This window comes from Exiguobacterium sp. SL-10 (genome assembly GCF_004337025.1).
Lineage (GTDB): Bacteria > Bacillota > Bacilli > Exiguobacteriales > Exiguobacteriaceae > Exiguobacterium.
On the sequence record NZ_SJUP01000013.1, the window covers coordinates 1 to 16,542 of the forward strand.

General features: G+C 53.0%; 13 protein-coding genes, 1 pseudogene and 1 other annotated feature. Of the genes and pseudogenes, 12 read left to right on the forward strand and 2 right to left on the reverse strand.

Annotated elements, in window-relative coordinates:
- Positions 1–194: 194 nt before the first annotated feature.
- Both EVJ33_RS12680 and EVJ33_RS12685 read right to left on the reverse strand, forming a co-directional pair.
- Positions 195–1,118 carry an alpha/beta fold hydrolase gene (locus tag EVJ33_RS12680; RefSeq protein ID WP_131437688.1) on the reverse strand — a complete coding sequence of 308 codons (924 nt, stop codon included), beginning with the start codon at positions 1,116–1,118 and terminating at the stop codon, positions 195–197.
- A 21-nt stretch (positions 1,119–1,139) separates the two neighbouring features.
- Positions 1,140–2,825: a formate--tetrahydrofolate ligase gene (locus EVJ33_RS12685; protein ID WP_131437690.1), complete on the reverse strand. Its 1,686-nt coding sequence runs from the start codon at positions 2,823–2,825 to the stop codon at positions 1,140–1,142.
- Between the two features lie 242 nt (positions 2,826–3,067).
- On the opposite strand from EVJ33_RS12685, the gene EVJ33_RS12690 reads away from it, so the two are divergent.
- From EVJ33_RS12690 to EVJ33_RS12745, 12 genes and pseudogenes are all read left to right on the forward strand, one after another.
- Positions 3,068–3,973 (forward strand): carbohydrate ABC transporter permease, encoded by a 906-nt coding sequence (locus tag EVJ33_RS12690; protein ID WP_483297314.1) that lies wholly within the window; start codon positions 3,068–3,070, stop codon positions 3,971–3,973.
- Positions 3,970–4,875, forward strand: coding sequence for a carbohydrate ABC transporter permease (locus tag EVJ33_RS12695; protein WP_131437692.1), 906 nt, complete (start codon positions 3,970–3,972; stop codon positions 4,873–4,875). Before EVJ33_RS12690 ends, EVJ33_RS12695 begins: the two co-directional genes overlap by 4 nt.
- Before the next feature lie 106 nt (positions 4,876–4,981).
- Positions 4,982–5,223 (forward strand) — a binding site (T-box leader).
- A gap of 66 nt (positions 5,224–5,289) precedes the next feature.
- Complete coding sequence (gene asnA, locus EVJ33_RS12700; RefSeq protein ID WP_131437694.1) at positions 5,290–6,273, forward strand: aspartate--ammonia ligase; 984 nt, start codon at positions 5,290–5,292, stop codon at positions 6,271–6,273.
- A 179-nt stretch (positions 6,274–6,452) separates the two neighbouring features.
- The gene (locus EVJ33_RS12705; RefSeq protein WP_131437696.1) at positions 6,453–7,748 is read left to right on the forward strand and encodes an ABC transporter substrate-binding protein; all 1,296 of its coding nucleotides are present in this window, start codon (positions 6,453–6,455) and stop codon (positions 7,746–7,748) included.
- Positions 7,749–7,895: 147 nt separating this feature from the next.
- On the forward strand, positions 7,896–9,083 hold the full coding sequence (locus EVJ33_RS12710; RefSeq protein WP_131437698.1) for a right-handed parallel beta-helix repeat-containing protein: 1,188 nt from the start codon (positions 7,896–7,898) through the stop codon (positions 9,081–9,083).
- Positions 9,070–9,615 (forward strand): nitrous oxide reductase accessory protein NosL, encoded by a 546-nt coding sequence (locus tag EVJ33_RS12715; protein WP_131437700.1) that lies wholly within the window; start codon positions 9,070–9,072, stop codon positions 9,613–9,615. The genes EVJ33_RS12710 and EVJ33_RS12715 overlap by 14 nt, the downstream gene beginning before the upstream one ends.
- Positions 9,616–10,419, forward strand: coding sequence for an ABC transporter permease (locus tag EVJ33_RS12720; protein ID WP_236634626.1), 804 nt, complete (start codon positions 9,616–9,618; stop codon positions 10,417–10,419).
- Positions 10,406–11,125, forward strand: a complete 720-nt coding sequence (locus EVJ33_RS12725; RefSeq protein ID WP_131437704.1) for an ABC transporter ATP-binding protein — start codon at positions 10,406–10,408, stop codon at positions 11,123–11,125. The genes EVJ33_RS12720 and EVJ33_RS12725 overlap by 14 nt, the downstream gene beginning before the upstream one ends.
- Positions 11,126–11,288: 163 nt before the next feature.
- Positions 11,289–12,457, forward strand: a pseudogene (gene tnpB, locus EVJ33_RS12730) (IS200/IS605 family element RNA-guided endonuclease TnpB).
- 91 nt (positions 12,458–12,548) lie between these two features.
- Positions 12,549–14,009, forward strand: a complete 1,461-nt coding sequence (locus EVJ33_RS12735) for an MDR family MFS transporter (RefSeq protein ID WP_131437706.1) — start codon at positions 12,549–12,551, stop codon at positions 14,007–14,009.
- Positions 14,010–14,044: 35 nt separating this feature from the next.
- Entirely contained in the window at positions 14,045–15,154 is a 1,110-nt protein-coding gene (locus EVJ33_RS12740) for a PQQ-dependent sugar dehydrogenase (RefSeq protein ID WP_236634627.1), read from the forward strand.
- A 95-nt stretch (positions 15,155–15,249) separates the two neighbouring features.
- Positions 15,250–16,449, forward strand: a complete 1,200-nt coding sequence (locus EVJ33_RS12745) for a M48 family metallopeptidase (protein WP_161566937.1) — start codon at positions 15,250–15,252, stop codon at positions 16,447–16,449.
- The last annotated feature ends 93 nt before the right edge of the window (positions 16,450–16,542 follow it).

Sequence of the window (16,542 nt, forward strand, 5' to 3'; positions counted from 1 at the left end):
CGAGAGGCCACCCAGGGGCGGCCTCTCACGGCGCTCATCCGACGGCGCCGGAGACTCCTGAGGGATCAGCGAGCGGAGGGAGACCCAGCAGCGACAACGTCGCGATGCGGCTCCCTGCTCGCCCCTAGGAAAGCGGAGGCGCCAAGAGGATGAGCGAAAACATTCTGTTAGTCAACAATCTGAACCTCCATTTACTAGGAGGTTATTTTTGTGATTTGTACGGTTTGACCCATCCAATCGCCGATATCGGTCCAGACATCTTGTTGTTGTCGTTCACGTAGAATCTCATGTCTGGCGTCGTCATAGGAGAGGACGGTCAACTCGATGTCAGCAGACTGATGCTTGCGGACGATTCCCGTTAGTCCCTCACCGTCATGGACGACTGGATCGTCGGCCCCGACAACGAACAACATCGGTAACGTTTTCGGATGTTCGTGGATTCGAGCGGTAGACGTCACATCGAGCGATGCGCGTGCTACTTCGTGCAAGTAACCGAGCGTCGGAATTCCGCCGCAATTCGGGTCATTTAAATAGGCGGATACTTCTTCAGGAACACTTGAAATCCAATCGCTCTCGGTCGTGGCCGGTAAGAATTTCAAGTTATACCGTCCAAATAGTAAGCGTTCGAAAAAGCGAGAGTTATAGTTGCTCCCTTTGAACCGGATGGCCAGTTCAATCGCATAGAGTCCGACGCGTCCAATCCATCCCGAGTGGGGAGGTGGAGAGACGGCGATCACGCCAGCTAGGCGATGACCTAACTGTTGACCGAGGCGACGGGCAAGGAGTGAGCCGAAACTATGCCCGAGAATGACGGTCGGCAAATCGTCTTGATAATGGTCGAGGAGCGAGATGGCGTCGTCGACCATTTGATCGAAGCCTGCATGTGGAGACAAGTGAGCGTAAGTGGATTGATCCCGTGCTGAAGAACCTGCGCCTCGGAGGTCACATAAGAATACGTTAAAACCAATTTTTGACAAATAATCAGCGAATTCGACATATCGACCATGATGCTCTAGCATGCCGTGAAAGATGAAACAATTTCCAATTGGCTGTCTCGCCTTGACGTGCAGGAGTTGTGTCCTGTATCCGTCCGCATACGTATGTTCTGTGACGTCCATCCCTATCCCTCCATCGCTTTTTTAAAATAAACCGATCGCTTTGCCGGTGTCGTCGATTCCCATATTCAAGGCGGCCGGTTGTTTCGGCAACCCTGGCATCGTCAAGACGTTTCCTGTCAAGGCGACGAGGAAACCGGCGCCGACCGACGGTTTCAACTCTCTTACAGTCACAGTGAATCCATGCTGATATCCGAGTTTCGTCGGGTCATCCGACAGCGAGAACGGCGTCTTCGCCATACAGATTGGCAAGTGCTGCCAGCCGTTTGCTTCGATTTGTGCCATCTGCTTTTTCGCGGTCGCGGTGAACATGACGTCGGCCGCCCCATACACTTCGCGGGCAATCGTCAAGATTTTTTGTTCGATCGAATCGGTCAACGCATAGAGGGGAGTAAACGCACTCTCGTTCGACTCAATCGTTTCGATGACGGCCTCGGCGAGGGCGAGTCCGCCTTGTCCGCCATTTGACCAAACCTCACTTAACGCGACACGAATGTGGTTCGCTTCACACCACTCGATGACGGCCGACAATTCTTCTGGCGTATCCGAATTGAATCGGTTGAGTGCGACGACAGTCGGCAATCCGAGTTTCCCCATCGTCTCAACGTGTTTGGCGAGAAGTTTCAATCCGTTCCCGACGGCTCCGACGTTCTCGACGTGGAGTTGATCTTTGGCGATACCGCCATGCATTTTCAAGGCACGAACCGTTGCCACGAGGACGACGGCGTCTGGATTCAGTTTTCCGATACGCGACTTGATATGACAGAACTTCTCGGCCCCGAGGTCGGCTCCGAATCCGGCTTCAGTGACGACGTATTCGCCGAGTTTGAGCGCGGTTTTCGTCGCGATCAACGAGTTGCAGCCGTGGGCGATGTTGGCGAACGGTCCGCCGTGGACGAGGGCAGGCGTCTGTTCGAGCGTCTGCACCAAGTTCGGCTTGAACGCTTCTTTCAACAGTAGTGTCGCGGCTCCGGCCGCACCGATTTGTTCGGCTGTGATCGGCTCATTGTCCTGATCGTACGCGACGACGATTCGTTTGATGCGCGCCTCAAGATCGGTCAACGAATCGGCGAGGCAGAGGATGGCCATGATTTCAGAAGCGACCGTGATATCGAACCCGTCTTCACGAGGCACTCCGTGGGCACTGCCGCCAAGGCCGATCGTCACGTGACGAAGCGCGCGGTCATTCAAGTCGAGGACACGTTTCCAAACGACTTTACGGACGTCGATCCCGAGATCGTTTCCTTGGTGGAGATGATTATCGAGCATGGCGCTAATTGTGTTATGTGCGGAAGTGATTGCGTGCATGTCACCTGTGAAGTGAAGATTGATGTCTTCCATCGGCAACACTTGGCTGAACCCGCCGCCGGCCGCACCGCCTTTTAAGCCCATCGTCGGGCCGAGCGACGGTTCACGAAGACAAACGATCGCTTGTTTGTCGAGTTGGTTGAGTGCTTGGCCGAGGCCAACGGTGACGGTCGACTTTCCTTCACCGGCTGGGGTCGGATTGATTGCCGTGACAAGGATGAGTTTCCCGTCTTCGCGAGTCGACATCCGATCAAGTACATCGAAGGATAACTTGGCTTTATATTTCCCGTATAGATCGATGTCATCTTCTTGTAAACCGAGTTTTTCCGCAATCTCTTTGACGGGTAACATCTCGGCTTGTTGGGCAATTGTTAGGTCGGATAACGGTTTAATCGTCGTCATGTATAAAATCCCTCCACTTTCGAACATTGTATTATTTTTAAGTGTTTTCATTCGTGAATCGACTTGGAATCAAGGTTTAAATCTCCATTAGGGAAGACTCGTTCGTGTTGTCATTGAGTTTATCATAACTCATCGTCTCGTAGAATTCACCCATTGAGTGCAATATATTCCACCCTTTCTGTCAAATGTATCCGTTTTCATTCTTGGCTGTAGACGGTAAGTTGATAGTGGAGGCGATGAACATGACAGAAACATCGAAACGAATCAAGCAGAAACGGAACTGGAAAAAGCCGGCGAGTTTTATCGCATTCGTCGGTCCGGCGTTTTTAGCGTTTGTGGCGATTGTGCTTATTCCATTCTTCAACGGGATTTACTACAGTTTCACGGATTGGAACGGCGTGACAGGACAATTGAATATGGTTGGACTCGACAACTATCATCGGATTTTATTTGAGGATGAGCAGTTCCGTGCCTCGTTCTGGATCACGACGAAATATACGCTCGTGGCCGTGGTGCTGACGAATATTGTCGGCTTCCTGTTGGCTTTGCTATTGACGATGAACATCAAGACACGCAACCTGTTGCGAACGATCTTTTTCATGCCGAACTTGATCGGAGGACTCATCCTCGGATTCATTTGGCAGTTCATCTATGTGAAAGGTTTCGAGTCAATCGGGGCGCTGACAGGATGGAGTCTGTTCGAACTACCGTGGCTTGGTGATGCCCAAACAGCGTTTTGGGGCATCGTCATTGTCGCCATCTGGCAAGGTGGGGGCTATGTGATGGTCATTTACATCGCAGCGCTTCAAAATGTGCCGACAGATTTACTCGAAGCGGCTAAAATCGACGGGGCGAACAAGTTGAAAATGTTGCGTCACATCACGTTACCGATGATTATGCCGTCAATCACCATCTGTCTGTTTTTGACGATTTCCTGGTCGTTCAAAGTGTTCGACACGAACTTGTCGCTCACGAACGGAGGCCCGTTCAAATCGACCGAGATGCTCGCCTTGAACATCTATACGGAATCGTTCGTGAATAACAATTACGGTCTCGGGTCGGCGAAAGCGGTCATCTTCTTCCTTGTCGTCGCGGCGATTACCGTCACTCAAGTCTACTTGACGAAAAAGCGGGAGGTGGAGGCATGACGACAGAAAAAATTGAACGCATCGAAGCGAAGGTCGACTCATCCCCGCAGCGATTGCTACCGCAAAAACCGCTACGGGCGGGTGGATATACGGCCGGTCTCGGTCTCGTCGAACTGGTAGCGATTTTGCTCGGGCTGTTATATCTCGTCCCGTTCTATTACGTCATCGTCAACTCGTTCAAATCGATTGCTGAGATTTACACGAACACGTCCGCCTTGCCGAGCGTTTGGCTCGGCTCGAATTATTCAGAGGCGTGGGAGGCGATGAACTACGGACGCGTCTTCTTGAACTCGCTTCTCATCACGGCAGGGGCAAACCTTCTCATCGTGCTGTTCACGTCGATGGCGGCATGGAAGCTCGTCCGGACAAAACATTGGATTTCGACCGTCATCTTCTTCTTGTTCGTTGCGGCAATGGTCATCCCGTTCCAATCGATTATGATTCCACTCGTAAAAGTGTCGAGCGTACTCGGTCTGTTGAACAGCCATTGGGGACTGATGGTCATGTATCTTGGCTTCGGCTCTGGAATCTCCGTCTTTCTATACCACGGTTTTATGAAGTCGATTCCGGAAGAGATTGAAGAAGCGGCCATTATTGACGGTTGCTCGACGTGGGGCGTCTTTTGGCGGATCGTGTTCCCGCTCCTGAAACCGATCACGGTGACGATCGTCATTTTGAACAGCCTTTGGATTTGGAACGATTTTCTCTTACCTTCACTTGTCCTCCGAGACATCGAGCTGCGGACGATTCCGCTCGCGACGTTCTATTTCTTCGGACAATATACAAAACAATGGGATTTGGCACTCGCTGGTTTAGTTCTTGGGATCGTTCCGCTCCTCGTCTTTTTCTTCGGTATGCAAAAGCATATCATCAAAGGGATCACGAGCGGCTCGATCAAATAACCCTTCCCAAGGGATCTCCCTCGTCCGCTACACGGGGGAGAATTTTTTTTTGAAAAATCTGTTGACATTCGTCTGAATATTTATAATAATTGGGTCAATTCAATTGTGAACGACATTGAAAGGACGAGTACACAGAAGACGTAAGCAAAGCGAGCCGGGGAAGGTGAGAGCCCGGACTGAAATCTCTGTCGAAGAACCTCCTGGAGTCGCTACCCGAACGCTTTGCAAGTAGACGTAGCCGGACTGTTCCCCGTTATCGGAACTACGAGATGTTCGTCTCGAAAAAGTGAGTAGATTCGTCTACTAATTTGGGTGGCACCGCGGAGCTTGAAGCCTTCCGTCCCATAGTCCATGGGATTGGAGGGCTTTTTTCTATTGCTCCATCCCGAAATCCCACAATTGGAGGAAGAAAAAATGACAACAACAGCAACAAGCAAGATGAAAGCAAAACAACAGGCGATTACAGTAGTGAAGGCGACATTCGAAGACAAGTTCAGCACGGCACTCGGACTCACACAAGTTCAAGCACCTCTGTTCGTCACATCGGCGAGCGGTGTCAACGACCATTTGAACGGCGTCGAACGCATCATCCAATTCGACACACAGTATCCAGGACACGAACTCGAAATCGTTCAATCGCTCGCAAAATGGAAACGCGAAGCGCTCGGCCGCTACGGATTCGAAGTCGGTGAAGGGTTGTACACACAGATGCGCGCCATCCGTCGTGATGAAGAGCTCGATGCCACACACTCGCTCTACGTCGATCAGTGGGATTGGGAACGTGTCATCGCTCGGGAACACCGGACGATCGAATATTTGAAGGCGACGGTCGAATCAATCTACGCGGCACTGCGCGAAACGGAACAGACGGTCGAATCGATGTACGGGATTGAGGCGATCTTGCCAGAGTCGATTCATTTCTTGACGAGCCAAGAGCTTGAAGACCTTTACCCGGCGCTCACGCCGAAAGAACGTGAGCACGCGATTTGTAAAGAATATGGCGCGGTCTTCCTCTCGCAAATCGGCGGCGCACTCGCTTCGGGCGATAAGCATGACGGACGTGCGGCGGATTATGACGACTGGTCACTCAACGGCGATATTCTCGTCTGGCACCCGGAACTCGAATCGGCGTTCGAATTGTCGTCGATGGGAATCCGTGTCGATGAAAAGGCGCTTGAAGAGCAGTTGGTGACAGCCGGTGCTGAAGAAAAACGGAAATATCCGTTCCATCAAGCAGTACTTGAAGGACGCCTCCCGCTCACGATTGGCGGCGGCATCGGACAATCACGTATCGCGATGTACTTGCTTCGCGCTCGCCATATCGGCGAAGTTCAATCTTCGGTTTGGCCGAGTGAGATGATCGCAGCATGTGAAGAAGCTGGAATCAGCCTGTTGTAATTATATAGAAGAAACTAGAACCAGGACTTTCTTTCCAACAAGAAAGTCCTGGTTTTCTGTGCAACATTTTCCACCCTACACGTCAATTTTGACACCTACATAATGGAAGCGTTTTCATCTAAAGTTAGGGTGTACCGAGTGTTGAAGAATTGTCGACTCTATACTTAGGAGGAAGCGAAATGAAACGTAAATGGAGATTATCAACCGCCGTCATGACGGCGGGGATGGTATTGACGCTTGCGGCCTGTGGCGGCGGGTCGCTAACGGAAGAGGAAGGGTCGAACGATGCGAACGCGGATAACGGCGACAAACAAGATGTCACATTGAATGTCTTCCAGTTCAAAGCGGAAATCGCGAAAGACCTCGAAGCAATGGCGAAAGAATACGAGGAAGAGACGGGCGTCAAAGTGACCGTTCAAACGGTCGGAGGTGGAGCCGATTATGGGGCTGCGCTCAAATCTCAGTTCGCGTCAGGCAATGAACCGGACATCTTCAATAACGGTGGCTTCACCGAAGCGCAGACGTGGAAGGACAAGTTAGAAGACTTGTCGGACGAGAAATGGGTCGGTGATTTGACCGAAGTGGCCAAAGAACCGATGACGATGGACGACAAACTTTACGGAATGCCGATGAACTTGGAAGGGTATGGTTTCATCTATAATAAAGAGCTGTTCGAAAAGGCCGGCATCAGCGAACTGCCGAAGACGTTGTCAGAGTTGACGGATGCGGCTGAGAAATTGGACAAAGCGGGCATCACGCCGTTCTCAGTCGGTTACGCCGAGTTCTGGATCCTCGGAATCCACTTGCTCAACATTCCAATGGCGCAACAAGACGATCCGGATGCGTTCATCCAGGCATTGAACGAGAATAAAGGGAAATTTGAGGACAACGAGCAGTTCCAACAGTTCTTGAAACTGTTCGACCTCACCATCAAATACGGCAATAAGAATCCACTCACGACGGACTATAATACGCAAGTCACACAGTTCGCGCAAGGTGAGACAGCGATGCTTCAACAAGGGAACTGGGCCCAACAGATGATTCTCGACGTAAACCCGGACATCGAGATGGGCTTCGTGCCAATCCCAATCAACGATGACAAAGAGAAGATGGACCGCTTGCCGGTCGGTGTCCCGAACAACTGGGTCGTCAACAAAAACTCGGAGTATAAGGAAGAAGCGAAAGACTTCCTCGAGTGGATGGCGACGTCAGATACGGGTAAAGACTACATGGTCAACAAGTTCAAATTCATCCCGGCGTTCAAATCGATTGAAGCGAACGACCTTGGACCACTGGCTGATGATATCTTGGCCTATTCGAACGAAGGCAAGACGATCTCATGGAACTGGTTCAAGTACCCGGATGGTGCGGTCAACGAATATGGTGCGTTGATGCAAGCGTACGTTGGCGGTCAAAAGACCGGCGACGAGATGCTCCAAGACTTCACGAAAGTATGGGCCGACAAGGCGAAATAACAGCAACACAAGCGGCGAAATGACCCCTTCGCCGCTTGTGTTTTTTTTATGAAGAAACTGTCACACGAATCCCATAAAAACGACACACATACCCCCCTAGGTTTTCGTACAATATGGTTTGTAAGCGATTCATCAAGAGGAGGGGTTATGAGACAACTAGGCTGGTTACTCGCGTTATGGTTTTTCGCGCCCGCAGCAGTACACGCGGATACAGGGGCGGTGTCGCTCGAAGCACCAATCGTGATTCAATCGAACGAAACGTTTAACGGCGAAGGAAAGCGATTCAGCAGTTGCGAACGCCCTGCATTTCAACTTGAAGGGACCGGGGCCGTGCTCGAGAACGTCGAGATCGAGCAGTGCAATCAGGCCAGGGGACCCGCGGTATTTATCGTAGGACTCGGCCATCAAGTCATCGATGTCACAATCGAGGCGGCCGGGACCGGGATTGCTGTCGAGGATAGTTACGGGGTCCGATTGATTCGCCCGAACGTGACGGGCAAGGGCCGTGAAGACGGCATCTCCATCCACGATAGCGAAGCGACTGTGATCAAAGGAGCCATCATCGACCATGTCCGTGACGGGATTTATATCGAAAATGGGACCGGACACGAATTGGTCCGACCGCTCGTCACGAACTCAAGGTACGGCATTCATCTCATGTTCCCGACGGACGTCTCGATTCTATCACCGAACCTGCACCACAATGAAACGGGCGCGATGGTGATGGGGACCGAGCGCGTCCGCATCGAAAATGGACAAATCTATGACCAAGTCGGTGCGAGCGGGATGGGACTCATGTTGTTCGAAGCGGTTGAAACGAGCATCCGCGCCAATGCGATCTATGGGAACCGTGTCGGCATCTATGCCGAGAAGTCGGAATGGACAGCGATTCACGACAATGGAGTGAACGGAAATGATATTGGCCTGCGTTTAAAACGGGCTAACGGGATGACGCTGACCGGGAACGATGTGACGAATAATCGCTATCCCGTCGTATCATTCGAAGCGGCCGATAACGTGGTCGTCGGGAACGATTGGGGTGGACAGACACTTGATTTGACACGGGATGGACAGAGTGAGATCCCGTATCGTGCCGATCCGTATTTGTTTTTACTCGCTGATTCATATGAAGCGTTTGAATTATTGTACGGGGCCCCAGGATTGACCGTACTCGAGCGTGTCCTCAGGAGCCCCGACGAGGTCACGCTCACCGACGTTTCGCCCCGGGCGACGTCGTTCGAGTTGGAATGGCAAGGAACAGTTGGGGCAACCGTGTTGAGTGGATTATTGATTTTATTATGGCGATTTGGGAGGAAACAAGATGATTACTTATAAGAAGATGGCAGGATTACTTACCGCGTCAGGATTGACGCTAGCCTTAGGGGCATGTTCGAGTGCGGCGGCGGAACCGTTCGACATCAAATGGGGCGAGACCGAATGCGAGGTGTGTAACATGAAGATTATGGACGAACAGTTCGCTGCCGAGGCAATCATGGACAACGGAAAAGGCTATGCGTTTGATGACATCGGGTGTTTGATGCGGGACTGGTATCCAGAACAAACGGAGGAAGACATCGCGGCCATGTACGTCAAAGACTACAACACGAAAGAATGGGTCGACCTCGAAGAAGGGGCGTTCGTTTACGATAAGATGTCGAAGACACCGATGGCTTACAATATCGTCTCGTTCGCGAAGGCAGCGGATGCTGAGGCTTACGTGGACGAGAACGGTGGCACGGTCATGGACCTCGACGACTTGAAGAGCCATTCATGGGAACGCGGAGAAATGAAACAACATAACAAGATGCACAAAGATGACGACAACAAGATGAGTGATAGCGATTCGTCAGAAGGCCACGGACAGTAAATGATGCTGTGGCGGATCGAGTGGTCGCGCACGTTACGTCAAAAAGAGAGTTATGTCTTCCTGTTCACCTGGATGGTGACACTCGTGCTGCTCGGCGGTCTCGGACAAGCACTGCCGGTGGCGACCGCCTACACGAACATCAACGCGACATTGCTCACCATCATCGGCCTCGTCTTGCCCCTGTTCGTCATGTTGACGACGGCGCTCCAGTGGGGGGGAGAACGGGAGTCGAAACGGTTGCGACTATTGACGACGTACCCGCTATCGATGTTTCGACTCGTCTGGATGCGTTACAGCGCCTTTCTCGCGACGCAGGCTTTGATTGTCACGCTCGCCTATGCGCTCTCGTCATTCTTCGTATCGATGCCTCTCAAGACGTGGGTCGTCCTATGGGCATATTCGTTTGGCCTCATCGCGTATGGTACGGCGCTCGGGACATTCGTTGGCGTCATCGGCCGAAATCGGCTTCAAGCCGTCCTCATGTCTTTCCTCGTCTGGATTGTCATGATTTTATTATGGCCGACGGTGCTCGTGAGTGTCATCGCGTGGATGCCGTACGGGGTTCAGGCGGAAGCGATGGTCGGTGCCCTTTTCTTGAACGGATTCGAGCTGTTGCGAGTCTGGGTGAGTGCAGTATTGGCGGCCCCCGATTTGTTCGGGGCCATCTATGAGACGTTTATTGGTTGGCTCGACGGCCCGGTCGGTACGGCCGTCGTCGGTGCGACGATCGTCGGGGTCATTCTCAGTCTATTGGGCGCGGCGGCTTGGTGGTTAAGACGGGAGGGACGACATGATTCAGCTTAATCAAGTAGGGAAACGCTACGGCGAGTCATGGGCGCTCCATCCGCTTGATGGAATGATTGCTTCAGGTCAGATCGTCGCTTTATGTGGCAGCAACGGTGCTGGGAAGTCGACGCTGTTGAATCTCATGAACGGCACGATTTCCCCAAGCGTCGGGAGCGTGTCCTTGAACGGTCTGACAATCGATGACGGCAAGGCGTACCATCAGACGTTTGGATACATGCCAGACGACTTTGCGTTCGACCCGTCTTGGACCGTCGGTGAAACCTACGCCTACTACGCATTATGGCAAGGTGTGAAGCCGGATTTGGCACTATTGAAGCGCGTCGGTCTCGACGGATTGAGAAGTCAGGACGTCGGGAAGTTGTCAAAAGGGATGCGTCAACGTCTCTTGCTGGCGCAGGCGCTCGTGACGAAACCAGACATCCTACTCCTCGATGAACCGACGAACGGACTCGATCCGACTTGGATGCGTCTGCTCGGTGGCCTGTTGCGGGAAGAAGCTGAGCGCGGGGCGACGATTGTCTGCTCGACGCACCAGCTCGACGTTGCGGCGATGCTCGCTGACGAGGTATGGATGCTCAAGGGTGGTCAGCTCGCGGGTCGTGTCGTCGTAACAGACGAAGCGTTGGCCTACGCTGAAATCAAACGTTTCTTTTTTGAATCGGAAGTTGAGGCTTGTCAAACGGTCGTCGCTCGCACAAAATAATAGATAGTTGAAGTGGTGCTCGGAACCTTCCGGCACCACTATTTTATCAAAATTAGGCGAGAATACGCTCACTTCTGAACGTCGCGGGCGAAGCTCTAGTGAAAGTGGGAGATGAATCGCGAAAACCTTTTTTTGGTATAAATACCTAGAGGAGGTGAGTAGCGTGTTGACACATAAAGGATACAAGTTTCGAATCTACCCGACCCTAGAACAAGAAACCCAAATTATCAAGACGCTCGGCTGCGCCCGCTTCGTCTTCAACCACTTCCTCGCGAAGTGGGAGGAGGCGTATCAGGCGAGCGGTGCGGGGCTGTCCTATGACTTGTGCTCCAAGGGGTTGCCGGCGATGAAGGCCGAGCTTGCGTGGCTGAAAGAGGTCGACAGCACGGCCCTGCAGTGGTCGTTGAAGCACTTAGCCGACGGCTATGACCGCCTCTTCATGGAACAGAACGGGCACCCGCGCTTCAAGTCGAAACGGAACCCGACCCAGTCGTACACGACGAACATCCAGGGCAGGTCGCAGGACCCCGGGGTGTCGATCGTCGGGAACCGGCTCAAGCTCCCGAAGTTGAATTGGGTCCGGTTCGCCAACTCGAGACGGGTCGAGGGCCGCATCCTCAGCGCCACGATCCGCCGGAACGCGACGGGCAAGTACTTTCGCTGTGCGTCGAGCAGGAAATCGACGAACTGCCGAAGACCGGCTCCACGATCGGCGTCGACGTCGGGCTGAGACGTTTCGCCGTCCTGTCCGACGGCACGGTGTACCAAAACGACCGGTACTTCCGTTCGCTCGAGGAGAAGCTCGCCCGCGAGCAGCGCAAGCTGTCGCGGCGTCGAATCATCGCTATGAACCGGAACGTCAAGCTGTCCGAGGCGAGGAACTACCAGAAGCAGAAGCGCAAGGTCGCCCGCATCCACGAGAAGATCGCCAACAGACGCACGGACCTCCTGCAGAAGGTGTCGACCGAGATCGTCAAAAACCACGACGTCATCGGCATCGAGACCTTGCAGGTGAAAGACATGCAGAAAGACCGGAAGTTGAGCAAGTCCATCTCCGATGTCAGTTGGTCGGAGTTCTTTCGCATGCTCGAGTACAAGGCGGACTGGTACGGCAAGACCGTCGTGAAGGTCGGGAAGACCTTCGCCTCGAGCCAGCTCTGTTCGAGTTGCGGCTATCAACACAAAGACGTGAAGCATCTCGGTCTGCGCGAGTGGACATGCCCGGGTTGCGGGATTCACCACGACCGCGATGTGAACGCAGGACAGAACTTGAAACTAGAGGCTGAACGAATCTTAGCCTCTTCAACCGTCGGGCCGACGGGGCTAGCCTGATCAGGTTCCGGTCATTAGACCGGATGACTCAGGAATCCTCCACCTCTAAGCGAAGCGTAGGTGGGGGGAGTTCAATGGGGAGATGAAACAAATGAGAAAGAATGTTACGGTCGCGCTGTTGTTGGCGACTTTTTTAGCGGCGATTGAAGGGACGGTCGTCTCCGTCGCGACGCCGGTCATCGCGAGTGAATTGAACGGGGCCGCCCTCGTGAGCTGGGTGTTTGCCGCCTTCTTGCTGTTCACGGCGGTATCGACACCAATCTATGGGAAGGTGGCCGATTTGTTCGGCCGCAAGCGTGTCCTGTTATTCGGGATCGGGCTGTTCACAATCGCCTCACTTCTTTGCGGACTTGCCACATCGATGGAACAACTGATTGTCTTCCGGGCGCTTCAAGGGCTCGGCGCCGGTGCGGTCTTACCGATTTCGATGACGGTTATCGGTGATTTATATAAATATGAAGAGCGCGGCAAGATTCAAGGGATTTTGAGCGCGGTGTGGGGCGTATCGGGCGTGCTCGGTCCGGTCATCGGCGGTTTCTTGGTCGAGACGTTGTCTTGGCGCTACGTCTTCTTATTGAACGTACCGTTCGCGCTCTTATCGTTCATCATGATCATTGTCTTCTATAAAGAGACGGTGACGGAGACGACGGAGCGGATTGACGTCAAAGGAGCGCTGTTGTTCGCGTTTGGGACGACGGCATTCTTATATGGATTGATCACGTTCAGCGAGACGAACGTCTGGACGCCGTCGATTATCGTCAGTGCCGTTTTCAGCGTCATCTTGCTCACCAGTTTCTTCTTATCGGAACGACGGGCGAAGACACCGTTGTTGCCACTCGAATTATTGAAACAACCAATCATCGCGTCCATCAACGGGGCCGTCTTCTTCGCGGCGTGGGTCCTCGTTTCGATGTCGGCCTATATCCCAATCTGGGCACAGGCCGTCCTTGGGAAATCAGCGACGGAAGCCGGATTCATGCTCATGCCACTCTCGGTCGCTTGGACATTCACGTCCATCATTGGCGGTCGGACGCTTGGGGCGGCGTCACCACGCCGCCGAGCCGTCACGGGAATGAGCCTGCTCTTGATTGGGACGATTATTTTAACGCTCATGAACCCGGCGAGCGCGGACGCGTGGGTCTATCTCGCTGTCGCCATCATCGGAGTCGGGTTCGGATTGTCGCAACCGATGTTCATTGTCGTCTTGCAGACCGTCGTGTCTTACCGACAACGCGGGACCGCAACGGCGGCGAACTCATTTTTGAGTACCGTCGGTCAGACGCTCGGTGTTGCCGTGTTCGGTGCCGTGTTCAACTTTATCGTGCTCAGTGGCTTCCGTGACGAGGCGGGCTTGAGCGGCGTATCACTTGAATCGTTCTTTAATCGAAGTGTCATCGAGACGTTAGATGCCACGGTCCGGCTCCAAGGCGAACAACTCATCGCCACGGGCTTGAACACCGTCTTCATCGGGGCGGCACTCGCGGCGTTCATCGCACTGTTGATCGCGCTTCGCTTACCGGCTAGCCCACCCGAACCTTCACGCGACAACTAAAGACACGGTATGATGGTGAAAAGGAGGCGATCATGTTGAAGCGATGGATCCTCATATTGTCACTTGCTGTATTGGCAGGTTGTGCATCGGAACCTGCTGACGCACCAGAACCAGAAGAGGCACCGGTCGAAGAGTCGACCGAAGAAACGCCTGCGGGCGACACTCCTGTCGAAGAGGAAGCGCCGGAAACAGACGGTTCGTTGACAGTCGGTTCGAGCGAATCTGTCGTCGAGCAATTGGACGTACCGTGGTCGATGATCAGGACCGATGAAGGATGGCTCATCTCGGAACGGGGTGGCACGATCGCTGTCATTGATGCGGAAGGGAACCTTGACCGACAATCGGTCGTCCTCGAAGAAGATGTGCTCGAAATCGGGGAGGGTGGTCTACTCGGCCTGGCCTTGGCGGAAGACTTCGCGACATCTCGACAAGTGTACGCCTATCACACGTACGGGACACCCGGGGACGTACGTAACCGGGTCGTCGAATTGACGTGGGACGGGGAACAGTTTCAAGAGACGGCAGTCGTACTAGATGACATCCCAGGCGCCCAGTTCCATAACGGAGGCCGGTTGTTGCTCGATGGCGATATGCTTTGGGTCACGACGGGAGACGCCCTCGTTCCGGATCTCGCTCAGGACGAGACGTCGATTGCCGGAAAAGTGTTACGGGTGCCGTTATCAGGAGCAGGCGAGCCGACCGATTGGATTTATTCGTCGGGTCACCGTAATCCTCAAGGGTTGACGCAAGTCGAGGACACGCTCTATGCGAGTGAACATGGAGCGTCCGGCCATGACGAAGTGAACATCCTTGAAGAGGGCAATAACTATGGCTGGCCGCTCATCGAGGCAGATCAAGAACGAGACGGGCTCGAGACACCGTGGTTCGAGGTCGGCGAGACGTCGTGGGCCCCGTCGGGAATCGCGGCGGATGATCGTTACGTGTACATGGCGACGCTTCGTGGGAATCGCCTTGTTGCCATCGACCGAGAGACGAAAGAGGTCACTCCGCTCGTCGAGGATAGAGGGCGCATCCGTGACGTCTGGTTAGGCGACGGAGAACTCTACTTCATCACGAACAACACAGACGGACGCGGGAATCCGAGCAATGAGGACGATCAACTGTATCGCTTGACCATCGAATAGAAACTGACGTACATGTCGGTTTCTATTTTTTTTATTGTCCTCTTCCAATTATCCGGTATAATGGAATGCATATGGAAAATGAAGGGGATTTTTACATGAAACAATCGCAATTGGTACATAAGAACGAAAAGCTGTATTTTGGACTACTCGTCGCAGCCAGCGTGTTGACGGTGATTTTAGGAATTGTCTTCACGATTGCCTCGCTCGGCATCTTTTTATGGGTGATCGTCTCGATTTTGGCGTTGTCGCTGTTCACGCACTGGCTTCAAATCGGATATATTCGTACGAACGGCGTCAAAGTGACGGAGCGTCAATTCGCCGACCTATATCAGACCTATCAACGTATCGGACAGGAAATGGGAATTCGCCTACTCCCGGACGTGTATATTCTTCAAGCCGGAGGCGTCTTGAACGCTTTCGCGACCCGTTTCTTCCAAAAAAACATGGTTATCTTGTATTCGGATATCGTCGAGTTGTCACGTGATGGGTACACAAAAGAAGTTGAGTTTGTCATCGCACATGAGTTGGCACACATTCGCCGTAATCACGTCCAAAAACAGTGGGCCATGATGCTCGGCGGCTGGATCCCGTTTTTAGGGTCAGCCTATTCACGTGCCTGTGAGTTTACGTGTGACCGTATGGCAGCTCATCATATTCAAGACCAAACGGCATCGAAACGTGCCCTCACGATTCTTGCCATCGGTGGGAAGTTAGCAAAAGAAGTGAGCGAGTTTGACTACTTATATGAAGCGAGCCGTGAGAACGGATTTATCGCCAAGCTGAGTGAGCTGTTATCGACGCATCCGCCGCTCCCGAAACGGATCGCGGCCATCGCGACGAACGCGGGGGAAACGAACGTCCCGGTCTTCAAGACGGCCGGATATGTCAAAGGATCAATCATCAGCACAATCGTGTTGAGCGTGATTGTGAACGTGGCGATTGTCGCTTGGTTGTTCACGAGCGACGGATTGACGGGCTTCTCAGAAGGTTTTGGCTCGCTTGATACAATGACGGAAGAACCAATTCAAGAACTTGCCTATAACGATGCATCGTACGAAGAGTTCGCGGCATTGCTGGCAGACGGGGCCGATGTCAACACGCAAGATCTGTATGGGGATACGCCGCTCCATAACTTGCTATACAGGGAAGGCGCGGATATCGATACGATTGAGCTGTTGCTCGATAGCGGGGCTGACGTGTCCCTCGAGAATGAGGACGGGATGACACCGGCTGAACTCGCTGCCGATTCGGGTCAACCAGCAGGGATTATCGAATTGATTCAATCGTATGAATGAACAGAGAGGTTTATGGCCATGTATGTGGTCATAAACCTTTTTAACAACTGCTATTGCAAACGCTTGCATAGACCGTGATATAATGACAACGAG